This is a genomic window from Pseudonocardia sp. ICBG601, assembly GCF_020496245.1.
In genome coordinates, this window is the sequence record NZ_JAHLJA010000002.1 from 58,757 (window position 1) to 80,431 (window position 21,675).

The following is a 21,675-nucleotide window of genomic DNA, read 5'->3' on the forward strand; positions in this document are numbered from 1 at the left end:
TCGCCGCGGGGGTTCGCCGTGGAACGGTCGCGATCGCGAAGCCCGCACACGACGACACCCCCGCCCGCACCGGTGGTCACCGGCGCGGACGGGGGTGTGTCGCGATCAGGCCGCCGTCACCTCGGTCGGCTCCGGGACCTCGACCGGGGCGCACCCGCGCAGCGGGCACGGAGGTGGGGCCCAGGGCCGGGGCGTCCCGCCGAGGGCGGGAACGGTCCCCGCGAACGGCCACCGGCCTGCGAAACGCTGCAGATACCAGTAGACGAACAGGTGGTCCGGTTCCTCCGGGTCGGAGACGAACAGCGCACGCTCGCCCAGGTCGGTGACCCAGGCTGCGTAGTCGTTCGCCACCTGCCCCGGTGGGCGCGAGGCCCGCCGGGTCAGGAGCCAGTCCTCCGCCCGGGTGCGCCAGGACGCCAGCGCGGTCGGGTGCAGGGTGGCCCCCGGAAGCTCCCGGAGGTTGGCGGTGAAGGTGCCGATCAGGACCCCGTCCGCGCCGTACGCGGCGGAGGTCAGGGTGAGCAGGGAGTGCGGGCCCGGGATCGGGCCGTCGGTGTGGACGTGCGTCGTGACGTGGAACGTCGTCGGCGCGATGTCGAACTCTGGGGGCATGACGGATCCTGTGACGTCTCGGTCGAACTGGGACGGCTCACGGCGCGGCAGGGCCTGCGTGGTGAGCGGATCCGCGGCGCGGTACTCCGCGTGGCGGTAGTTCCGGGCCCCGTGGATCGGGCACACGGGTCGGCTGTGGAGTTGTGACGTGCGTGTCGCGGGCGCCGGACGGCGTGCGCGACACGTCGGGAACGCTAGAACGGCGCGACGTGCCGGTCAACGGGCGGTGACCCGCTCGGCACAGCGCGTTCCGCGGAACGCGGGCTGCCGGCGCGCGGGCGACGGGGCCGGGCGGACCGCCTCAGCCCTCGCCCACCAACCGCCCCAGCACGACGACGTCGACCCGCTCGCCGTCGACGGTCCACGCCTCCCGCAGCCGGCCCTCCGGCACGAACCCCAGCGTCGCGGCGACGGCGGCGGAGGCCCGGTTCGGCTCGGCGTGCATCCAGGTGACGCGGTGCAGCCCGAGCCCGCCGAAGGCGAAGCGCACGACCGCCCCGGCCGCGGTGCGGACCAGGCCGCGTCCGCGGGCGCCGGGCAGCGTCCAGCAGCGCAGCTCGGCGGTGCCGTGGGCGAGGTCCAGGTGCTCCAGGGTGATCTCGCCGAGCATCTCCCCGGTCGTCGGCTCGGCGACGGCCCAGGCACAGCGGGTGCCGCGGGCCCAGCCGTCGATCCGGTCCGCGACGTGCGCGGTCACCTGCTCGTCGAAGTCCGGGGCGGCCGGGTCCGGACGGTTGCGCCAGCGCCGGATCTCCGGATCCCGGCAGGACGCGGCGACGGCCGGGCGGTCGTCCACCCGGCCGTCGTGCCGCAGGCCGCGCAGGTACCACGCCCCGGCGTTGATCTCGACCGGGTCGAGCACCGGGGCGGGCACCCGGGTCAGTCCTTGATCTCGCAGATGACGGTGCCCTGGGTGACCGAGGCGCCCTGCTCCGCGTCCAGGCCGGTCACGGTGCCGGCCTTGGTCGCGGTGACCGGGTTCTCCATCTTCATCGCCTCGAGGACGACGATCAGGTCACCCACCTCGACGGTGTCGCCCTCGGAGACCGCGACCTTGATGATCGTGCCCTGCATCGGCGCGGTGACGGCGTCGCCGGAGGCCTTCGCCCCGCCGCCGCCCTTGCCACCGCGCTTGCGCGGGGCCGCCTTGGCCGCGCCGCCGCCGTTGCCGCCGCCGAGGGCGAGGTCACCGGGCAGCGAGACCTCCAGGCGTCGCCCGCCGACCTCGACGACGACGGTCTGCCGCTCGCCGGACTCGTCGTCGGCACCCGCGCCGCCCTCGAACGGCGGGACGGTGTTGTCCCACTCGGTCTCGATCCAGCGGGTGTGCACGGTGAAGTCCTCGAGGGTCTCGGCGGCGTAGGCCGGGTCCTCGACGACGAGACGGTGGAACTCGAGCACGGTCGCCATGCCCTCGACCTTGAACTCGCCGAGCGCGCGACGGGCCCGCTGCAGCGCCTGCTGCCGGTCGCTGCCCCACACGATCAGCTTCGCCAGCAGCGAGTCGAACTGGCCGCCGATGACCGAGCCGTCCTCGACGCCCGCGTCCATCCGGACGCCCGGCCCGGCCGGGTACCAGATCCGCTCGACGGTGCCCGGCGCCGGCAGGAAGTTGCGCCCGGCGTCCTCGCCGTTGATGCGGAACTCGATGGCGTGCCCGCGCGGGGTCGGGTCGTCGTCGAAGTCCAGCTCCTGGCCCTCGGCGATCCGGAACATCTGGCGGACCAGGTCGATCCCGGTGGTCTCCTCCGAGACCGGGTGCTCGACCTGCAGACGGGTGTTCACCTCGAGGAAGGTGATCATGCCGTCCTGGCCGATCAGGAACTCGACGGTGCCGGCGCCGTAGTAGCCGGCCTCCTTGCAGATCGCCTTCGAGGCGTCGTACAGGGTCTTCTTCTGCTCGTCGCTCAGGAACGGCGCGGGCGCCTCCTCGACGAGCTTCTGGAAGCGGCGCTGCAGCGAGCAGTCCCGCGTCCCGACGACGACGACGTTCCCGTGCTGGTCGGCCAGCACCTGGGTCTCGACGTGGCGCGGCTTGTCCAGGTAGCGCTCGACGAAGCACTCGCCGCGGCCGAACGCCGCGGTGGCCTCACGGACCGCGGACTCGTACAGCTCGGCGATCTCGGAACGCTCACGGGCGACCTTCATGCCGCGCCCGCCACCGCCGAAGGCGGCCTTGATCGCGACCGGCAGGCCGTGCTCGTCGGCGAAGGCGATGACCTCGTCCGCGTCCTTCACCGGGTCCTTGGTGCCGGGCACCAGCGGGGCGCCGGCCTTCAGGGCGATGTGACGCGCGGTCACCTTGTCGCCGAGGTCGCGGATCGACTGCGGCGACGGGCCGATCCAGGTGAGGTCGGCGTCGATCACGGCCTGGGCGAAGTCGGCGTTCTCCGACAGGAAGCCGTAGCCGGGGTGGATCGCGTCGGCACCGGCCTGCTTCGCGGCACCGATGACCTTCTCGATGTCGAGGTAGGACTCGGCGGCGGTGGAGCCACCCAGCGCGAAGGCCTCGTCGGCGAGCCGCACGAACATCGCGTCCCGGTCCGGGTCGGCGTAGACGGCGACGCTCTGAAGCCCCGCGTCCTTCGCTGCTCGGATCACGCGGACGGCGATCTCTCCCCGGTTGGCGACGAGCACTTTGCGCAGTGCGGGCACGGTCGAACTCCTCCGGTCACGGCGCCGGCCCGATGCTCCGGCGCAGGGTTAGGCGGAGTGTAAGAGCAGAGCAGCCGGAAGTTACCGGTGGGGAATGTGGCGATGGCAACGTCGTCACCCGTCCGAGGGCCCCGACCTCGACCCTGATCGTTCCAGTCGTGACCGGTGCCACCATCGGGACAGGCGGTTCCGGGGTCGCGGGGCGGTGCGGCCGTCGTAGTGCAGCGCCGCCTCGCGTGCGGCCAGCTCGCGCCGCGCGCCCGCACCGAGCCGCCCGGCGGCCGCGAGCTCGCGGGCCAGGTCCCAGCCCTCCCGCTCCGGGCCGTAGGGGGCGACGCCGTCGAAGCGGGCGTCGAACCGGGCCTGCCAGCCCGCCCCGGCGTCGACGGCGAGCAGCGGCCACGCCGCGGCGACGAGCCCCGCCCGCTTACGCAGCAGCGCGGCCCGGGTCGCGGCCAGGCGCGCCGCGTCGAACCCGGCCGGGTCCGCCCCGCCCGCGACGAGCGCCGCCACCAGCTCGGCCTGCCGCCGCGCGAGCCCGTCGCTCACGCCGGGGCCGGCCCGTCCGCGGCGGGGGCCGCCACCGGCCCGGCCCCGCGCCCGGCGCCCGCACCCGCCCGGCACGGTGCCGCGTGCCCGGCCGCGGCCGCGACGGCGTCCAGCTCCGCGCGCAGCACCGCGGCGGGCGGGTAGCGGCCGTCGCGTTCCAGCATCACCGGCGGCGGCACCGGCAGCTGCGCGACGGTGTGGGCCAGCAGCGCCAGCACCGCGTCCGGGACGGGGTCGGTGTGGGTGTCGTGCAGCAGCCCCGCCGCGTCGGCGGCGTGCCCGGCGACGTGGCAGTAGGCCACCGCCCCGGGCGGCAGCCCGGCGAGCAGCGCGTCGACGTCCGCCCGCGGGTCACGGCCCCGGTTGCGGGCGTTGACGAAGGTGTTCGCGACGTCGAGCAGCAGCGGCGCCCCGGTCCGGTCGTGCAGCCGATGCAGGAACCCCGCCTCGTCGAACTCGTCGTCGGGCCAGTCGAACAGGGCCGCGATCGGCTCCAGCGCCAGCGGGACGTCGAGCTCCGCGCGGGTCGCCGTCACGTTGGCGACGAGCACGTCGAGCGCCTCACGGGTGCGGGGGAGCGGCAGCAGGTGCCCCGCCTCGACCCCGCCGGCCCGGGTGAACGCGATGTGTTCGCTGACCAGCGCCGCACCCGTCGCCGCGGCGCAGGCGGCGAGGTGGGCGACCCGCCCCGGGTCGACGCCCTCGGGCGAGCCGGGCGACAGCCGCACCCCGTGCACGACGACCGGCCTGCGCAGCAGCGACGCCGGCACCGCGTCCGGGCGCAGCGACTCGGCGATGACCTCGTGGAACGCGAGACCGTCGACGTCGTCGAGGACGGCGGCGATACCGCTGCGCCAGCCGACCCCGGTCCCGCCCGGGACACCCGTCATGTCGCCACCTCCGCCGTACGAGCCGTCCCCGCAGCTTCACACCCCCCACGGTGCAGCTGCGGGGACGGCAGATCCGGTTCCCCACGCGGGCTCAGCCGCCGCAGCCGCCCCCGCCACAGCCTCCGCCGCCTCCGCCGCAGCTGCTCCCGCCGCTGTCACCGCCGGACCAGCCGACGCCACCGCCGTCGGAGGAGCCGCCCCCGGTCGCGGCGGGCGCCCCGCCGAGCGTGGCGAGCTTCTGCGCCGCGAGCTCCTCGGCGAAGGCGGGCTCGGCGGCCAGCATCGCGCCGACCCCGAACGCCCCGACCGACAGCGCGGCCGCGGCGGGCCCGACGGCCGTCCAGTCCGGGCGCATCGACGGCGACAGCGCGTCGTTCCGGGACCGGACGACGGTGAGCGCGGCGTCCCCGGCCCGGGTCCGGTCGGGGACCCGCGTCGCGAGCACCGTGGCGAACACCGCGGTGGCGGCGACGAGTGCGAACAGGAACCCGACCGGGCGCCCACCGCCCAGACCGGCGGCGATCCGCACCGCACCGGCGAGGGCGAGCACCCCGACCGGCCAGGCGGTCGCCCGGTAGCGGACCCGGTCGGCCGGGGACAGCAGCAGCCCCGCGGTCTCCAGCCGCTGCGCGGCCCGGGCCAGCTCGGTGCGGACCGGCTCGTGGGTGCCCAGCATCCGGCCCGGGGTCAGACGCTGCGCGGAGCGGTGGATCGCCCGCTGCAGCGCCGACGCGCCGTGCCCGGGGACCCGGCCCGCCCGCACCTGGCCCGTGGTGCGGCCGGAGGTGACCAGGCTGCCGTCGACGTGCATGGCCGACAGGGCCGCGTACACGGCCAGCTCGGGGCCGCCGTTGAGGTACGCGACGTCCTCGGGCCTGCTGTCGAGGGTGCGGGCGCCGCGCGGATCCCCCTGCGCGATCGTCCGCCGCCGGCGCAGCACGATCCCGGAGACCAGGACCAGCGCGACGACGTAGAGGACCAGGAAGGTCTGACCCGGGATGCCCCAGGTGTCCCCGGTGAGGTTCGTGCCCATCTCCACCACCCCCTGCGGTGAGCGACACTTCGTCGTTCGAAGCAGTGTGCGCCCGCTCACCCCGGCCGGGTGACCGATTTGAGGTGGACTTGAGGAAGGAGCGCGGACGACGACAGCCGGGATCACCGACGGTGACCCCGGCTGTCGCGGGAGTGAGCGGGCGGGCTCAGGCGGTCGCGGCCCGCACCTGGTTCTTGATGCGCGCCAGCATCGCCGCGATGCCGCGCAGCCGCAGCGGGCTGACGGCCTCGGCGAGGCCGAGGTCGGTGTAGAAGTCGTCCGGCACGGCCAGCACCGTCGCGGCGGGCTGCCCGTCGAGCCCGGTCACCATGATCGAGGCGAACCCGCGGGTGGTCGGCGCCTCCTTCGGCGCGGAGAAGAACAGGTGCACCGGCCGCTCACCGCCGTCCTCCACCTCGACGGCGAGGAACAGCGGCGACTGGCACTCGTGGACCTGCTCCATCGTGTCCGCGGTGTCGGCGTACCGCTCGGGCAGGTCCGGCAGCTCCTGGGACAGCTCCAGCAGCAGCTGGAGACGGTCCTTCGGGCCGACCGCGGCGAAGTCGTCGACCAGCTCGGCGAGATCGGGGGGCAGGGTGCCCGGGTCGGTGGAGCTCACGCGGACCCGCGCTCCTCGCCCTGCACGATCGGCACGCGCACGGCGTTGCCCCACTCGGTCCAGCTGCCGTCGTAGTTGCGGACCCGGTCGAAGCCCAGCAGGTACGTCAGCACGAACCAGGTGTGGCTGGAGCGCTCGCCGATCCGGCAGTAGGCGACGACGTCGTCCGAGGCCGACAGCCCCTGCTCCTGCTCGTAGATCGCGGACAGCTCGGCACGGCTCTTGAAGGACCCGTCCTCGGCGGCGGCGCGGGCCCACGGGACGCTCGCGGCGCCCGGGATGTGCCCGCCGCGGACCGCGCCCTCCTGCGGGTAGTCGGGCATGTGCAGCTTCTCGCCGGTGTACTCCTGCGGGGACCGCACGTCGACCAGCGGCCTGCCCAGGTGGGCGAGGACGTCGTCCTTGAAGGCGCGGATGCCGGAGTCGTCGCGCTCGACGACCGGGTAGTCGACCTGGGCCGGGGTGGGGGCGTCGGTGACCATCTCGCGGCCCTCGGCGACCCACTTGGACCGGCCGCCGTCGAGCAGCCGCACGTCGGCGTGGCCGAACAGGGAGAACACCCACAGCGCGTAGGCGGCCCACCAGTTGTTCCGGTCCCCGTAGACGACGATCGTGGTGTCCCGGCCGATGCCGCGCTCGGACATGATCTCGGCGAAGCGGGTGCCGTCGACGTAGTCACGGGTGACGGGGTCGTTCAGCTCGGTGTGCCAGTCGACCTTCACCGCGCCGGGGATGTGCCCGGTCTCGTAGAGCAGCACGTCCTCGTCGGACTCCACGACGACGAGGCCGGGGTCGGTGAGGTGCTCGGCCAGCCACTCGGTGGTGACCAGGCGCTCGGGGTGCGCGTACTCGGCGAGCTTCGGGTCGGGGTCGTGTCCGACAGTCATGGCCGCAGGGTAACCGCGTGCCCCGACACCCACACGGCGGTCAGGACCGCGGCGTCCACAGATCGACCACCGACACCCCGACCGCGCCCAGCAGACGGCGCAGCAGCGGCAGGCTGATCCCGATCACATTGGACGGGTCGCCGTCGATGCCCTCGACGAACCAGCCGCCCAGCCCGTCCAGGGTGAACGCGCCCGCGACCTTCAGCGGCTCGCCGGTGGCGAGGTAGGCGTCCAGCTCGGCGTCGGTCGGCTCGGCGAAGCGCACCCCGGTCCCGGCGTGCCCCTCGGCCTCCTGCGCCACCGCCCCGCCGGCCAGACGCAGCACGGCGTGCCCGGTCAGCAGCTCGCCGGTGCGCCCGGCCATGGCCTTCCAGCGGCGCCGCGCGGTCTCCGCGTCGTGCGGCTTGCCGACCAGCTCGCCGTCGACGAGCAGCATGGAGTCGCAGCCCACGACCACGCAGTCACCGGTCAGCCGGTCGGCGACGGCGGCGGCCTTGGCCGCGGCCAGCAGCGTCACCTTGCGCGCGGGGTCGGCGTCGGGGTGCGCGGCGAGCAGGGCGTCCTCGTCGACGTCGGAGACCTCCACGGCGGGGTCGGCCCCGGCGGCGCGCAGGACCGACAGGCGGGCGGGGGAGGCCGAGGCCAGAACCAGACGCACGACGGCAGACGCTACCGGCCCGCCACCGCGGAGCCGTGGTCCGCCGCCGGGTCGGCGGTCCGGTCCGGCCCGGCGACGCGGTGCAGGCGCAGCGCCAGGTGCAGGTGGAAGCGGCCCTCGGGGGTGCGCCAGTCCGGTCCGAGCAGGTCGTCGACGCGTTCGAGGCGCTGGCGCACGGTGTTCGGGTGCACCGACAGCGCGTCGGCGGCCGGGGCGAGCAGCTCGCCCGCGGCGAACCAGTGCCACAGCGTCTCGGCCAGCCGGGTGCGCCGGCGCCGGTCGTAGTCGAGGACCGGGCCGAGGTGGCGCCCGACGATCTCCCGCGACGTGGTGCCGGTCCGGTCCCGGATCACCGCGCCGACCGCGCCGAGCGAGGCGAAGTCCGCGTGCCCGGTGGTGCGGCCCAGAGCGCGGGCCGCCGCGGCGACGTCGGCGGCCTCGGTGTGCGCGCGGCGCAGGTCCGACGGCCCGCCCGAGGGGCTGTGCGCGGCGCCGACGAGCGACGGCGTCCCGGCCGCGGCGAGCCCCTCGGCGACGAGCGGTGCCGCCCCGGCCCCCGCACAGCCGGGGCCGGTCGTCCCGGCGGCGATCACGCACACGTGCCCGTCGTGCACCGACACCAGCCAGCGGCCCGCCCCGTCGAGCCCCCGCACCGCCCGCGCCGCGGTCACCGCACCGGCCGGGTCGACGTCGACGACCAGCACCGTCGCCGGGGTGTCGGGGGAGAGGCCGTACTGCGCGAGCCGGGTCCCCAGCGTCGGCCGCGGCGGGACCCGGCTGTCGACGAGCTCCTCGACCAGGGTGGTCTGGGCGGTCTCGTCGGCCTGGGCCAGTGCCCGCTCGACCAGCAGCGCGACCGTCATGAACGCCGAGGCGTGCGCCAGCCGGGCGACGGCGTCGTCGTCGGCGCCCTCCATGACCAGGGTCGCCAGGTGCTCGCCCGCGGTGGTGATCGCGAGCAGCGCGTAGGTCCCGCCGCCGGGCAGGTGCGCGATCGCGACCCCACCGGCCTGCTGGGAGGTGCGGACCGCCGACCGCAGCCGCCACCCGGCCAGCTCCTCGGGGGTGAGCAGCCGTCGTCCCGTGCGCAGCGCCCCGGACGGGTCGTGCAGCGAGAGCGGGTGCCCGACGGACTCGGCGAGCACGGCGAACACCCCGGCCGCCTCGGCGGTGGAGCCGGCCATCGCCCCCATGAGGCGTTCGTCGAGGTGCAGGAGGTGTTCCAGGCGCAGCCGGGCGCCGGGGTCGGAGCCGTCGTCGCGGGTGGTGCGCAGGCGCCGGATCTCCTCGCCGCGCCGGGTCTGCTCCAGCGCGACGGCGGCCTGCACGGCCATGTGCTCCAGTGCGGTCCGGGCGGCCGGGCCGAGGGTGCGGGGCCCGCGGTGGGCCACCAGCAGCGCCCCCACGACCCGCCCGCCCAGGCGCATCGGGGCGCCCGCGATGGCCCGCACCCCCTCGCCGCGCACGATCGTGTCGATCCCCGACAGGTGGTTGAGCGCCCGGTCGGCCAGGTAGTCCGCGGTCGCGACCGTGCCCGCGCCGGCCGCCGCGCGCCCCAGCACACCGGTGCCGAACGGCATCCGGATCGCGCGGTACTCCGGGGTGCGGACGCCGTCGGTCAGCTCGATGTAGGTCGTACCGGAGTGCAGGTCGTTGAGGCTGAAGTAGGCCATGTCCGCGCCGAGCAGCGCCCGGGTGCGGCGCAGGACGGCGCCGAGCATGACGTCGCGGTCGCCGACGTTCGCGAGGTCCAGCGCTGTCTGCCCGACGGCCTGCAGGATCGCGTCCTGGCTGGGCTCGGGGAACGGCGGAGCCGGCTTCATGCGCCCGACCCTATGTCTGTCCGCGCCATGTCCTGCGATCAAGACAGGCGCATACGACCATGGACGCCCGCCCCGGGCTTCCCGAGACTGGCCCGGCGACGAACTGCCAGAACCCTCCAGCGACGAAGGGAATCCTCATGGCCACGGCGAACAAGCTCAGCGTCATCCCCTGCGGGGCGATGCACGCCAACCTCCCGTTCCTGCTCCTCAAGCCCGGTGTCAGCATCAAGCCACGGTCCGAGAAGGACGCCCCGATCGACTGGGTGGAGGTGCCGACGCACTGCGTCCTCGTCGAGACCGACGAGGGCAAGCTGCTGTGGGACACCAGCTGTCCGTCGGACTGGGAGACGCGCTGGGCGCCGACCGGTCTGCAGGAGTTCTTCCCCTACGACCAGGTCGCCGACGACGAGTACCTGGACAAGCAGCTGCACAAGATGGGCGTCGGGCTCGACGAGATCGACTACGTCGTCCTCTCGCACCTGCACTTCGACCACGCGGGCAACGCCCAGATGTTCAAGAACACCAACGCGAAGATGATCTGCTCGGACAAGGAGAAGGAGTTCGCGCTCGGCTTCGAGGGCCCGTTCAACGGCGCCCACCTCAAGGCCGACTACGAGGGCATCGACTGGGAGATCGTCTCCGGTGATGTCGAGCTGCTCCCCGGCGTCAGCATGATCCAGACCCCGGGGCACACCCCGGGCTGCATGTCGATGCGCGTCGACCTCCCCGACACCGGCACGATGATCTTCACCTCGGACGCGGTCTACATGGGAGCGAGCTACGGCCCGCCCGCCGCGCCGGCCGCGATCGTCAACAACCTCGAGGACTGGTTCTCCTCGGTGGAGAAGCTGCGCGGCATCCAGGAGCAGACGAACGCGCAGATGGTGTTCGGTCACGACGCCGAGCAGATCCACCAGCTGCGCAAGGCACCGGAGGGGTCGTACACCTGATGACGTTCGAGGTTCCGGAGTACACCGAGGAGACGATCTTCACCTGGGGCGCGCCGCCGCTGAAGTTCGGCGCGGGCGCGATCGACGAGGTCGGCTTCGAGCTGTCGGCCTACGACGTGTCGCGGGTCCTGATCGTCACCGACCCCGGTGTCAACGCGCTCGGCGCGCCGCAGCGCCTGGCCGACAACCTGGCCCGCTACGGCATCGAGTCCGAGATCTTCGACGGCGTGCACGTCGAGCCGACCGACGACTCGATGAACAAGGCGACCGAGTACGCCCGCGCGCAGGGTCCCTGGGACGGCTTCGTCGCCGTCGGGGGCGGGTCGGCGATCGACACCGCCAAGGCCATCAACCTGCTCACCAGCCACCCCGGCGAGCTGATGGACTACATCAACAAGCCGATCGGCGGCGCGAAGGTGCCGCCCGGGCAGCTCAAGCCGCTGATCGCCGTCCCGACGACGGCGGGCACCGGCTCGGAGTCCACCGCGATGTGCGTGCTGGACATCCTGTCGATGAAGGTCAAGACCGGGATCAGCCACTGGCGTCTGCGCCCGACCCTGGCCGTCATCGACCCGCTGCTGACGATGACGCTGCCGCCGCAGGTCACCGCCGCGGCCGGGATGGACATCACCTGTCACGCGGTGGAGAGCTACACGGCGCGGTACTACACCACCTTCGACCGCAAGAAGCCCGAGGAGCGGGTCACCTACTGCGGCTCCAACCCGGTCTCGGACCTGTGGTGCGAGAAGGCTATGTCGCTGCTGGCGAAGTCGTTCCGGACGGCCGTCGAACGCGGCGCCGAGGACGTCGAGGCCCGCTCGGACATGATGATGGCCGCGACGTTCGCGGGCATGGGCTTCGGTAACTCCGGGGTGCACATCCCGCACGCCAACGCCTACCCGATCGCGGGCATGGTCAAGGACTACCGGCCGCAGGGCTACCCGCAGGACGAGGCGATGGTGCCGCACGGGGAGTCGGTGTCGCTGACGGCGCCGGAGGCGTTCCGGTTCTCCTTCGACTCCGCGCCGGAGCGGCACCTGCGGGCCGCGGAGCTGATGGACCCGCGGGCGGACAAGGTGAACGACCCGCGCGAGCAGCTGCCCGGGGTCCTGACCCGGCTGATGCGCGACATCGGCATCCCCAACGGCATCGGCGGCGTCGGCTACACCGAGGCCGACGTGCCGGACCTGGTCCCCGGGACGATGAAGCAGCAGCGGCTGCTCGCGACCTGCCCGCGGACCCCGACCGAGGACGACATCGCCGACATCCTCACGAAGTCCGTGCAGAACTGGTGACGCCCGTCCGCCGGCGGCCCGCTCCGGGCCGCCGGCGGACGCCGAGGAGAGAGCAGCAGATGCCGATCTACGTCTTCCGGTGCGGGTGCGGAGCCCGTTTCGAACACCTCGCCTCCATGTCGGACCCGAGCACCCCGCCCTGCCCGGTCTGCGGCGACGGCGCGACGAGCAAGGTCCCGGCCGGGTTCGCGCTCGGCGGCCAGGCGAGCCCCGGCCTGTCCAAGGACGAGATGCCCCAGACCTGGCGGGGTGTCTACAACGGGAACTCCGAGTACATCGACTCGATGCGCCGGACCTGGGACCAGCGACGCAGGCTGGAGGAGAAGTACCCGGAGATCGCCGGGGACCAGCGGCCGATCCTGGCGCACGAGGGCAAGTACCACGACGCCCCGCTGCGGGCCGGTGACATCCAGCTGGGCGGCACCGCCCCCATGCCCGGCGCGGGCGTGGCGGCCAAACAGGGCCACGGGCACGGACACGGGCACGGCCATGGGCACGGCCACACCCCCGCACCGGCGCCTCCCGCCACCGACACCACCACCGACTGACCCGCCGGGTGGACGCCGCGCCGGGTGCTCGTGGCGACCGGTGACGGTGCGCGGCGACCCGCGCGGCGGGTGCCGGGCGACGGCACGGGTCGCCACGGCGCTCGCCGGCCGTTGCGGGGCCGCTGCGGGACGGTGTCAGCGGCCGGCCAGGCCGTGGCGGTAGGCGTAGCCGACGGCCTGGGCGCGGTCGCGCAGCCCGGTCTTGGCGAACAGGTGGTTGACGTGGGTCTTCACCGTCGCCTCGCCGACCACGAGTCGTCGCGCGATCTCGGTGTTGGACAACCCCTCGGCGATCAGCCCGAGCACCTCGACCTCGCGCGGGGTCAGCCCGTCCGGCGGGTCGACCGGTGCCGCCGGGGCGGTCGACGCGCGGGCGGCGACCAGCCGGGACAGCACCCCGGCGTCCACGGTGGACACACCGTCGGCGGCCGAGCGCAGGGCCCGGCCGATGGCCTCGGCGTCGGCGTCCTTGGACAGCCAGCCCGAGGCGCCCGCGGCGATCGCGTCGACCACGGCGTCGTCGTCGACGTAGGTGGTGAGCACGACGACGGCGGTGCCGGGGTGCCCGTCGCGGACCCGGCGGGTCGCCGAGACGCCGTCGCCCGCGGGCATCCGCAGGTCGGTGAGCAGCACGTCCGGGGCCAGCTCGGCGACCCGGGCGACCGCCTCGTCGCCGCCGGACGCGGTGCCGACGACCTCGATGCCGTCGAGCAGGCCCAGGACGGTGGCGAGTCCGTCGCGCACGATCCGCTGGTCGTCGGCCAGTACCACCCGCAGGTCGCTCACGTCGTGATCCTCTCGCGGTCCGGGGAACGGGCGGGGAGCCTGAGCCGGACCCGCCAGCCGTCGGGGGTGGGGCCGGTCTGCAGCTCGGCGCCGACGAGTGCCGCCCGCTCGGCCATCCCGATCAGGCCGGAGCCCTCGCCGTCGCCGGGCGGCGGCGGTGTCCCGGCGACGTCGACGACCTCCAGCTCGGCGCCGTCGCCGTCGCGGCGCAGGTGCACCGTCACGGGGGCGCCGGGGGCGTGCTTGCGGGCGTTGGACAGCGCCTCCTGCGCGGTGCGCAGCACGGTCTCGCCCTCCCGCGCGCCGAGGTGCAGCCCGTCGGCGACCTCGACGGTCGCGTCCGGGTGGGCCCGGCCGAGCTCGCGCAGCTCCTCGGCGACGTCGACCGGTGCCGGTCCCTCGCGCAGCGCACGCACGGCGCGGCGGGCCTCGGTGATCCCGTCGGAGGCGAGCCGCTGGGCCCGCTCGATCTGGGCGATGGTGTCCGGCGCGGCCCCGTCGCGCAGTGCCATCAGCCGGGCACCCTGGAGCTGGACGGCCAGCGCGGACAGCGAGTGGGCCAGCACGTCGTGCACGTCGCGGGCGACCCGGGCGCGGTCGGCGATGGCCTCGGCGCGGGCGTGCTCCTCGCGGGCCCTGGCGTCGGCGACGAGTGTCCGCTCGTGCTCCTCGGTCCGGCGGGCGGAGTCGCGGCGGCCGATCCCGAACAGCACCATCGCGGTCAGCGCGGCGATCACCAGCAGCGCGTCCCACAGCGAGGTGTAGGGCCCGACGACGATCGTGGTGGCCGCGATGACCGGCACGTCGACGAACAGCGCGGTCCGGTACGGCAGCCGCAGCGCGGCCACGAACACCGCCATCATCGGGAAGGCCGCCGAGGTGGTCCAGCCGTCGGACCCGGCCAGCAGGGCGATCCCGCCCCCGGCGAGCGCGACGCTGGTCAGCACCGTCGCGACCGGCGGCATGTTCCGGTAGAGGGCGAAGACCACCCACCCGGCGACGGCCGGGACGAGCCCGGCGTAGAGCCAGGTCGGCGAGACCTGCTGGGCCGGCGACCAGAACAGCAGGAACAGCACGATCGGCAGCCACAGCAGCGACACCAGCCGCCGGGGCACCCCGAGCAGCGGCGACCGGTCGGGCTCGACGCGGCGGGCCGTGCGGGCGGCGGGCGTGCTCACCGTTTCACTCTGACACAGCGGCCGGGTCGGGCGGGACGCTCAGGCCGCCGCGCGGACACGGCGTGCCTCGTCCGGCCGGACCGGCAGCCCGGCCGCGGCCACCCGGCGTCGCAGTACCAGGCTCTGGACCAGCAGGCTGCCGCCGAAGACCAGTGCCGACGACGTCGACAGCAGCAGCCCGGCACCGACGGCCCCGCCGAGGACCCCGGCGCCGACCCGCACACCGATGGTCAGCACCCAGGCGACCAGCAGCGCGGCCGAGCCGCTGCGGTACGCCCACCCGTCGCGGGTGCCGAGGCGGAAGGCGTAGCCGCGCAGCACCCCGAGCCCGGCCGCCAGCACCAGCTCGGCGGCGAGCAGCGCCACCCCGGCCGCGGTGACCTCCGGGCGGGCCTGGGCGAGGGTGAGCACCCCGATGCCGATCACGACGAACGGGAGCGTCACGTCGCGTCGCCCGCCGACGTACTGCCCGCGGAACTGCTTGTAGAGGACCAGGCCGACGATCGCGACCGTGATGACGAGTGAGGTGGCGTCCATGGGGAGAACGATCTCCCCGCGGGCCCGGTCGTCGCGTCGGCGCCGGGGTCGATCCCGGGTGGACCCGCCCCCTCCACCCCCGGGTGGACCGCCGCCCCCGGGCCGGACGCGACGACGCCCGGTCCCCGGGCACGTGGTGTGCCGGGGACCGGGCGTCGGTCGGTGGTGCCTACGGGGTCAGCGGGGGAGGCCGGAGGCGCGCCAGGCGCCCGGGCCCGCGTGCAGCGGGGCGCGGAGCCGGGCCGCGGGGTGCGACCACAGGTCCGGCGTCCGCGGCGGGGCGGGCGGCCCGCCGGCGCTCGCCGCCGCGGCGACCACGGCGGTCAGCGCGGCGAGCTCGTGGTCGTCCGGGGTGCCCCGCACGACCCGGAACAGCGCACGGCGCTCCTCGGGGGTGGCCTCGGCGTCGGTGGTCACAGCGGGATGTTCCCGTGCTTGCGGGTCGGTCCCTGCTCCCGCTTGGTGGACAGCATCCGCAGCGCCCGGCCGACGTAGCCGCGGGTGTGCGACGGCGGCACGACCGCGTCGATGTAGCCCCGGTCGGCGGCGATGTAGGGGTTGCAGAGGGTGTCCTCGTAGTCCTGCTGCAGCTCCGCGCGCTTGGCGGCGAGCTCGTCGCCCTCCAGTCCCTTGAGCTCCTTGCGGTAGAGGATCGACACCGCGCCCTGCGCGCCGGTGACCGCGATCTGCGCGGTCGGCCAGGCGATGTTGACGTCGGCGCCGAGGTGCTTGGAGCCCATGACGTCGTAGGCGCCGCCGTAGGCCTTGCGGGTGATGACGGTGACCTTCGGGACGGTCGCCTCGGCGTAGGCGTAGATCAGCTTCGCGCCGCGGCGGATGATGCCGTTCCACTCCTGCTCGGTGCCGGGGAGGAAGCCCGGGACGTCGACGAAGGTCAGCACCGGGATGTTGAACGCGTCGCAGGTCCGCACGAAGCGGGCGGCCTTCTCCGAGGCGTCGATGTCCAGGCAGCCGGCGAACTGGGTCGGCTGGTTCGCGACGATGCCGACGCTGCGGCCCTCGACGCGGGCGTAGCCGATCACGATGTTCGGCGCCCAGAGCTCCTGGACCTCGAGGAAGTCCTCGTCGTCGACGACCCGGTTGATGACCTCGCGGATGTCGTAGGGCGTGTTCGCCGAGTCCGGGATCAGGGTGTCGAGCTCGCGGTCGGAGTCGATGATCCCGTCCTCGATCGACCCCTCGACGGGCTCGGTGGCCGGGAACGACGGCGCCTCGGACAGGTTGTTCGACGGCAGGAAGCTCAGCAGCTGCTTGACGTAGTCGAGCGCGTCGGCCTCGTCGCCCGCCAGGTAGTGCGCCACACCGGACTTGGTGTTGTGGGCCCGGCCGCCGCCGAGCTCCTCCATGTCGACGTCCTCGCCGGTGACGGTCTTGATGACGTCCGGGCCGGTGATGAACATGTGGCTGGTCTCGTCGACCATCACGGTGAAGTCGGTGATCGCGGGGGAGTAGACCGCGCCGCCCGCGCACGGGCCCATGATCAGCGAGATCTGCGGGATCACGCCGGAGCTCTGCACGTTGCGGGTGAAGATCTCGCCGTAGAGGCCGAGGGCGACCACGCCCTCCTGGATGCGGGCGCCGCCGCCGTCGTTGATGCCGACGACCGGGCAGCCGATCTTCGCGGCCACGTCCATGACCTTGACGATCTTCTCGCCGTAGACCTCGCCGAGCGCGCCGCCGAAGACGGTCGCGTCCTGGGAGAACACGGCGACCGGGCGGCCGTCGATCGTGCCGGTGCCGGTCACGACGCCGTCGCCGAACGGGCGCTTGGCGTCCATCCCGAAGTTCGTGGACCGGTGCCGGGTCAGCGCGTCCAGCTCGACGAACGAGCCCGGGTCGAGCAGCTGGTCGATCCGCTCACGGGCGGTCTGCCGCCCCTTCGCGTGCTGCTTCTCGACCGCGGACGCCGAACCGGCGTGGACCGCGTCCTCGAAACGCTGGTAGAGATCGGCGAGCTTGCCCGCCGTGGTGTGGATGTCCGGCTCTGCCCCACCACTGTCCGGGGTCGCCATCGGCTCCGTTGCGGCGCTCATGAGGTCGGAGCTTAACCCGCAAGTAGGTTCGGCTCGGGCGTGACGTCCGACGCAGCCGACCGGGTGGCCGCCCCGGCGACACCGTTACCGATCCGTTCACCCTCCGCGGTCCCCGGCGCGTCGCGGGGCCGTTACGGTGCGCGGTGATGACGACCGGGACGAATCACGGCGACGGGACCCCGCTGGACCCGTACGCCCTGCGGACGGCCGTGCTCCGTCCCGCGGGGGGCTGGACGGCGCTCGACGTCGTCGCCTCCACCGGATCCACGAACGCCGACCTGCTCGCCGAGGCCGGGCGCGGTGCGCCGGACCGCTCGGTGCTGATCGCCGAGGACCAGGTGCGCGGCCGCGGCCGCCTCGACCGGACCTGGATCTCGCGGCCCGGGGCGGCCCTGACGATGTCGGTGCTGTGGCGCCCCGAGGGCGTGCCCGCCGACCGGCTGGGCTGGCTGCCGATGCTCGCGGGCGTCGCGCTCGCCGACGCGATCACCGAGCTCGCCCCGGACGTGCCGGTGGCCCTGAAGTGGCCCAACGACCTGCTCGTCGGGCCGGCGCGGGGCAAGGCCGCGGGGATCCTCGCCGAGATGACCGCCGTCTCCGGCGGCGGACCGGGGATCGTCCTGGGCATCGGGCTCAACATCTCCACCCCGGCCACCGACCTGCCGTGGGGCGCGACCTCGCTGGCCGCGCACGGGTTCACCGCGACCCGCTCCGAGACGGCGATCGTGCTGCTGGGGCACCTGTACCGGCGCGAGGCGCAGTGGCGCGACGCCCACGGCGACGCCGACGCCTGCGGCCTGCGCCGCGACTACCGCTCGGCCTGCGCCAGCCTCGGCTCGCGGGTGCGGGTGGAGCGCCCGGCCGGGGACCACCTCGTCGGGACGGCCGAGGACGTCGACCCGCAGGGCCGGCTGCTGGTCCACCCGGACGACGGGGCCCGCGTCGCGGTGGCGGCCGGGGACATCGTCCATCTGCGCCCGGCCGACCAGTCCTGAGTCACCCACTGCGCTGACCTGCGACGCAGCCCCCCGCGCGTCGCGTGGGCGGTGGGCGCCCGGCGCCCTACCGTGGGGGTATGGCGTTCCCCGACAGCGCTCTGGACCGGGTTCTGGACCGGGTTCTCGACGAGGGCGAGCACGTCGTGCTGCTCGGGCACCCGCACTGGCGGCTGGGTCTGCGCCCGGCCGCGGTGCTCGTCGCGGTCAGCGCCGTCGCCGGGTTCGGGGCCGCCGTCGTCCGGCTGCAGCCGTGGGCGCCGTGGGCCTGGCTCGTGCTCGGGGTGCTCGCCGCGCTCGTCGCGGTGCGGTTCACGCTGCTGCCGATCGCGCGCTGGCGCGCCACCCTGCTGGTCGTCACCGACCGGCGGTTCCTCGTCCGGGAGGGCCTGCTCGTCCGCGACGGCCTCGACGTGCCGATCGACCGCATCGACTCGGTCCGCGTCCGGACCGGCGCCGGGGGACGGCTGTTCGGCTGCGGCACCCTGCTGCTCGACGTCGCCGGGGAGCGGCTGCGGTTCACCGACGTCGCGGGCGTGGAACGGGTCCAGGCCCGGCTGCACCGGCAGATCGGGCTGCTCGCCGAGCGGCGCCGCAGCCACGAGAAGGAGAGCGAGCACACGGCCCGCCGTGGTCACGCCGACGCGGCCGTGCGGGGCAGGATGGAGGCTCCCGCACCGCAGCGAGAGAGGGCGTCCCTGTGAGCAACGGTCTTCCCACGACGGTGCGCGACCCCGCGCTCCCGGAGCGCGTCGAGATCTACGAGGTCGGCCCCCGCGACGGGTTGCAGAACGAGAAGACCGTCGTCCCGGTCGCGGTGAAGGCCGAGTTCCTCGACCGCCTCGCCGACGCCGGTCTGCGCACGCTGGAGGCGACCAGCTTCGTGCACCCGAGGTGGGTGCCCCAGCTCGCCGACGCCGCCGATCTGCTGGCCGTGCTCGACCGCCGTGCCGGGCTCGACTACCCGGTACTGACGCCGAACGAGCGCGGCCTGGACCGGGCGATCGAGGCGGGCTGCGACCACGTCGCGGTGTTCGCCTCGGCCACCGAGACGTTCGCGAAGCGCAACCTCAACCGCACGCTCGACGAGCAGTTCGCGATGTTCGAGCCCACAGTGACCCGCGCGGTGTCCGAGGGACTGCGGGTGCGGGCCTACGTGTCGATGGTCTTCGGCGACCCGTGGGAGGGCGGCGTCGACCCGGACCAGGCCGCCGCCGTCGGGGCGCGGCTGATGGAGATGGGCTGCGACCAGCTCTCCCTCGGCGACACGATCGGCGTCGCCACCCCGGCGCACGTCGGCGCGGTGCTCGACGCCTGCGTCGCCCGCGGGGTCGGCGTGGAGCGGCTCGCGGTGCACTTCCACGACACCTACGGCCAGGCGCTGTCCAACACCCTGGCCGCGCTGCGGTACGGCGTGACCACCGTCGACGCCAGCGCGGGCGGCCTGGGCGGCTGCCCCTACGCCGGGTCCGCGACCGGCAACCTCGCCACCGAGGACCTGGTGTGGATGCTCGACGGGCTCGGCATCGACCACGGCGCCGACCTGCGGAAGCTGGTCGACACGAGCGTGTGGATGGCCGGGCACCTGGGACGGCCGTCGCCGTCGCGGGTGGTCACGGCGCTGTCGGCCTGACCCCGAACATGCCGGTGAACCGGGACCGGTAGACGACCGTGCCGTCGCCGGTGCGGGTCAGCGTCCCGCGCAGCGTGATCAGGCCCATCGACGGGCGGCTGCGCGAGACGCGGGCCTCGAGCACCTCCATCTCCGCGTGCAGCTCGTCGCCCGCGAACACCGGTGCCGGCCAGGCGATCTCGTCGCCGCCGGGGGAGCCGAGCGACGCCGCGCGGGACAGCACGGCGTCGACGTAGGCGCGCATCCACAGGCCCGCGGTGAACCAGCCGGACGCGGCCAGGCCGCCGAACACCCGCTCGCCCTCGGCCTCGTGCAGGTGGAACGGCTGTGGGTCGAACCGGGCCGAGAACGCGACCATCTCGTCGCGGTCGACCACGGTCGTGCCGAGGTCGAGGACGGTGCCCGGGGTCAGGTCGTCGAAGTACAGCTCAGCCACGCAGCACCCCCAGCACGGCGTCGTGCAGCAGCCCGTTGCTGGTCAGGCCGTGCCCGCCGGACCAGGTCGGGTTCCCGGCCAGGTCGGTCAGCCGCCCGCCCGCCTCGGCGACGACGGCGGCCGGTGCGGCCAGGTCCCACGGGTTCGCGGCGGGCTCCACCGCGACGTCGACGACCCCCTCGGCGACGAGCACGTGCTGCCAGAAGTCGCCGAACGCGCGGGACTCCCAGCAGGCCTCGGTCAGCGCGATCCAGCCCTCCCGCGACGCCGGGGACGGGTCGGTGCGGAAGGTCTCGGTGTTGGTGGTCGAGACGTAGGCGTCGGCGACGTCGGCCACCCCCGACACCGCGATCCGCTTGGGCGTCCCCGACGGCAGGTCCCGCGCCCAGGCCCCGGCCCCCGCCGAGCCCCACCAGCGGCGGTGCAGCGCCGGCGCGCTCACCACCCCCACCGTCGGCACGCCGTCGACGACGAGCGCGATCAGCGTCGCCCACGCGGGCACCCCGCGGGAGAAGTTCTTCGTCCCGTCGATCGGGTCGATCACCCAGCCGCGGCCGTGCGCGGTATCGGTGGACCCGCCGCGCTCCTCCCCGAGGATCGCGTCGCCGGGACGCTCGTGGCCCAGCGCGGCACGGATGGCGTCCTCGGCGGCGGTGTCGGCGTCGGTCACCGGGGTGCGGTCCGGCTTGCGCTCCACCCTCAGGTCGGCGGCCCGGAAACGGGGCAGCGTGATCGCGTCGGCGAGGTCCGCCAGGCGCAGGGCGAGATCCAGATCACCGGGTTCGGCGGGCACGCATCGCTCGGGGTTCACGTTGGGCGAGCATGCCAGCTCGCACCGCCACCGTGCCCGGGGCCCGGAGCCCTATGCTCGGTGAAATGACCACCGTGGTTCTGGCCGAGGACGACGCGGCCATCGCCGAGCCGCTGTCGCGGGCCCTGCAGCGCGAGGGGTACGACGTCGACGTCGTCGCCGACGGCGTCGGCGCCGTCGACCGGGTCACCCGTGCCCAGGTCGACCTGCTCGTGCTCGACCTGGGGCTGCCCGGCATGGACGGCCTGGAGGTCTGCCGGCGGGTCCGCGCGACCCTGCCGGACCTGCCCGTCCTCATGCTCACCGCCCGCACCGACGAGGTCGACTTCGTCGTGGGGCTCGACGCCGGCGCCGACGACTACGTGTCCAAGCCGTTCCGGCTGGCCGAGCTGCTGGCCCGGGTGCGGGCGCTGCTGCGCCGCCGCACCCAGGACGTCGTCGAGGTGGACGGCCTGCGGATGGAGCTGTCCGGCCGCCGCGTCCTGCTCGACGGCGACGAGATCTCCCTGGCCAACAAGGAGTTCGAGCTGCTGCGGGTGCTGATGATCCACGCCGGCCAGGTCGTGACGCGCGAGGAGATCCTGCACGCGGTCTGGGGCGACGCGGACATGAAGTCGTCGAAGACGCTGGACATGCACATGTCGTGGCTGCGCCGCAAGATCGGCGGCGAGAAGCGGATCGCCACCGTCCGCGGCGTCGGCTTCCGGTACAACTCGGACTGAGGTC

General features: G+C 74.5%; 24 protein-coding genes. 7 read left to right on the top strand and 17 right to left on the bottom strand.

What is annotated here, in order from left to right:
• Window positions 1-105: 105 nt before the first annotated feature.
• The 10 genes from KPL57_RS00355 to KPL57_RS00400 all read right to left on the bottom strand — a co-directional run bounded on the left by KPL57_RS00355 (window position 106) and on the right by KPL57_RS00400 (window position 9,726).
• On the bottom strand, window positions 106-612 hold the full coding sequence (locus tag KPL57_RS00355; protein ID WP_226349920.1) for a hypothetical protein: 507 nt from the start codon (window positions 610-612) through the stop codon (window positions 106-108).
• 301 nt (window positions 613-913) lie between these two features.
• A complete protein-coding gene (locus KPL57_RS00360; protein WP_226349921.1) occupies window positions 914-1,486 on the bottom strand; it encodes a GNAT family N-acetyltransferase in 573 nt (190 codons plus the stop codon).
• Between the two features lie 5 nt (window positions 1,487-1,491).
• Window positions 1,492-3,267, bottom strand: coding sequence for an acetyl/propionyl/methylcrotonyl-CoA carboxylase subunit alpha (locus KPL57_RS00365; RefSeq protein ID WP_226349922.1), 1,776 nt, complete (start codon window positions 3,265-3,267; stop codon window positions 1,492-1,494).
• A gap of 114 nt (window positions 3,268-3,381) precedes the next feature.
• Window positions 3,382-3,816, bottom strand: a complete 435-nt coding sequence (locus KPL57_RS00370; RefSeq protein WP_226349923.1) for a hypothetical protein — start codon at window positions 3,814-3,816, stop codon at window positions 3,382-3,384.
• Window positions 3,813-4,706 carry a DUF692 family multinuclear iron-containing protein gene (locus KPL57_RS00375; protein WP_226349924.1) on the bottom strand — a complete coding sequence of 298 codons (894 nt, stop codon included), beginning with the start codon at window positions 4,704-4,706 and terminating at the stop codon, window positions 3,813-3,815. The genes KPL57_RS00370 and KPL57_RS00375 overlap by 4 nt, the downstream gene beginning before the upstream one ends.
• 91 nt (window positions 4,707-4,797) lie before the next feature.
• Window positions 4,798-5,739, bottom strand: coding sequence for a TIGR04222 domain-containing membrane protein (locus KPL57_RS00380; RefSeq protein ID WP_226349925.1), 942 nt, complete (start codon window positions 5,737-5,739; stop codon window positions 4,798-4,800).
• Window positions 5,740-5,905: 166 nt separating this feature from the next.
• The gene (locus tag KPL57_RS00385) at window positions 5,906-6,358 is read right to left on the bottom strand and encodes a SufE family protein (RefSeq protein ID WP_226349926.1); all 453 of its coding nucleotides are present in this window, start codon (window positions 6,356-6,358) and stop codon (window positions 5,906-5,908) included.
• Window positions 6,355-7,245, bottom strand: coding sequence for a sulfurtransferase (locus tag KPL57_RS00390; protein ID WP_226349927.1), 891 nt, complete (start codon window positions 7,243-7,245; stop codon window positions 6,355-6,357). The genes KPL57_RS00385 and KPL57_RS00390 overlap by 4 nt, the downstream gene beginning before the upstream one ends.
• 40 nt (window positions 7,246-7,285) lie before the next feature.
• Window positions 7,286-7,903: a nucleoside triphosphate pyrophosphatase gene (locus KPL57_RS00395; protein ID WP_226349928.1), complete on the bottom strand. Its 618-nt coding sequence runs from the start codon at window positions 7,901-7,903 to the stop codon at window positions 7,286-7,288.
• A gap of 11 nt (window positions 7,904-7,914) precedes the next feature.
• Window positions 7,915-9,726: a helix-turn-helix domain-containing protein gene (locus KPL57_RS00400; protein WP_226349929.1), complete on the bottom strand. Its 1,812-nt coding sequence runs from the start codon at window positions 9,724-9,726 to the stop codon at window positions 7,915-7,917.
• A gap of 137 nt (window positions 9,727-9,863) precedes the next feature.
• Between KPL57_RS00400 and KPL57_RS00405 the strand changes: the two genes are divergently transcribed.
• From KPL57_RS00405 to KPL57_RS00415, 3 genes are read left to right on the top strand one after another with little or no spacing between them, the layout of a single operon-like run.
• Entirely contained in the window at window positions 9,864-10,676 is an 813-nt protein-coding gene (locus tag KPL57_RS00405) for an N-acyl homoserine lactonase family protein (protein ID WP_073576374.1), read from the top strand.
• The gene (locus KPL57_RS00410) at window positions 10,676-11,971 is read left to right on the top strand and encodes a hydroxyacid-oxoacid transhydrogenase (protein ID WP_226349930.1); all 1,296 of its coding nucleotides are present in this window, start codon (window positions 10,676-10,678) and stop codon (window positions 11,969-11,971) included. Before KPL57_RS00405 ends, KPL57_RS00410 begins: the two co-directional genes overlap by 1 nt.
• Window positions 11,972-12,030: 59 nt before the next feature.
• Window positions 12,031-12,519 (top strand): zinc ribbon domain-containing protein, encoded by a 489-nt coding sequence (locus tag KPL57_RS00415; RefSeq protein WP_226349931.1) that lies wholly within the window; start codon window positions 12,031-12,033, stop codon window positions 12,517-12,519.
• A gap of 135 nt (window positions 12,520-12,654) precedes the next feature.
• On the opposite strand, the gene KPL57_RS00420 is transcribed toward KPL57_RS00415, so the two are convergent.
• The 5 genes from KPL57_RS00420 to KPL57_RS00440 form a co-directional block, all read right to left on the bottom strand.
• Complete coding sequence (locus tag KPL57_RS00420) at window positions 12,655-13,305, bottom strand: response regulator transcription factor (protein ID WP_226349932.1); 651 nt, start codon at window positions 13,303-13,305, stop codon at window positions 12,655-12,657.
• Window positions 13,302-14,483 (bottom strand): histidine kinase, encoded by a 1,182-nt coding sequence (locus KPL57_RS69210; RefSeq protein WP_226349933.1) that lies wholly within the window; start codon window positions 14,481-14,483, stop codon window positions 13,302-13,304. The genes KPL57_RS00420 and KPL57_RS69210 overlap by 4 nt, the downstream gene beginning before the upstream one ends.
• A gap of 39 nt (window positions 14,484-14,522) precedes the next feature.
• A complete protein-coding gene (locus tag KPL57_RS00430) occupies window positions 14,523-15,020 on the bottom strand; it encodes a hypothetical protein (protein ID WP_226349934.1) in 498 nt (165 codons plus the stop codon).
• A gap of 177 nt (window positions 15,021-15,197) precedes the next feature.
• Window positions 15,198-15,437 (bottom strand): acyl-CoA carboxylase epsilon subunit, encoded by a 240-nt coding sequence (locus tag KPL57_RS00435; RefSeq protein WP_226349935.1) that lies wholly within the window; start codon window positions 15,435-15,437, stop codon window positions 15,198-15,200.
• Window positions 15,434-17,074 carry an acyl-CoA carboxylase subunit beta gene (locus tag KPL57_RS00440; RefSeq protein ID WP_226349936.1) on the bottom strand — a complete coding sequence of 547 codons (1,641 nt, stop codon included), beginning with the start codon at window positions 17,072-17,074 and terminating at the stop codon, window positions 15,434-15,436. Before KPL57_RS00440 ends, KPL57_RS00435 begins: the two co-directional genes overlap by 4 nt.
• A 146-nt stretch (window positions 17,075-17,220) precedes the next feature.
• On the opposite strand from KPL57_RS00440, the gene KPL57_RS00445 reads away from it, so the two are divergent.
• The 3 genes from KPL57_RS00445 (at window position 17,221) to KPL57_RS00455 (ending at window position 19,702) form a co-directional block, all read left to right on the top strand.
• The gene (locus KPL57_RS00445; RefSeq protein ID WP_226349937.1) at window positions 17,221-18,069 is read left to right on the top strand and encodes a biotin--[acetyl-CoA-carboxylase] ligase; all 849 of its coding nucleotides are present in this window, start codon (window positions 17,221-17,223) and stop codon (window positions 18,067-18,069) included.
• A gap of 80 nt (window positions 18,070-18,149) precedes the next feature.
• Window positions 18,150-18,773, top strand: coding sequence for a PH domain-containing protein (locus KPL57_RS00450; protein WP_226349938.1), 624 nt, complete (start codon window positions 18,150-18,152; stop codon window positions 18,771-18,773).
• Window positions 18,770-19,702 (top strand): hydroxymethylglutaryl-CoA lyase, encoded by a 933-nt coding sequence (locus KPL57_RS00455; protein WP_226349939.1) that lies wholly within the window; start codon window positions 18,770-18,772, stop codon window positions 19,700-19,702. Before KPL57_RS00450 ends, KPL57_RS00455 begins: the two co-directional genes overlap by 4 nt.
• Here KPL57_RS00455 and KPL57_RS00460 read toward each other — a convergent pair.
• Together KPL57_RS00460 and KPL57_RS00465 are read right to left on the bottom strand one after the other, a co-directional pair.
• Complete coding sequence (locus tag KPL57_RS00460; protein WP_226349940.1) at window positions 19,683-20,138, bottom strand: MaoC/PaaZ C-terminal domain-containing protein; 456 nt, start codon at window positions 20,136-20,138, stop codon at window positions 19,683-19,685. The two genes, KPL57_RS00455 and KPL57_RS00460, sit on opposite strands and share 20 nt — an antisense overlap.
• On the bottom strand, window positions 20,131-20,949 hold the full coding sequence (locus tag KPL57_RS00465; protein ID WP_051050249.1) for an inositol monophosphatase family protein: 819 nt from the start codon (window positions 20,947-20,949) through the stop codon (window positions 20,131-20,133). Before KPL57_RS00465 ends, KPL57_RS00460 begins: the two co-directional genes overlap by 8 nt.
• 65 nt (window positions 20,950-21,014) lie before the next feature.
• Here KPL57_RS00465 and KPL57_RS00470 point away from each other — a divergent pair, with 65 nt between their 5' ends.
• Window positions 21,015-21,671: a response regulator transcription factor gene (locus KPL57_RS00470; RefSeq protein WP_062397592.1), complete on the top strand. Its 657-nt coding sequence runs from the start codon at window positions 21,015-21,017 to the stop codon at window positions 21,669-21,671.
• The last annotated feature ends 4 nt before the right edge of the window (window positions 21,672-21,675 follow it).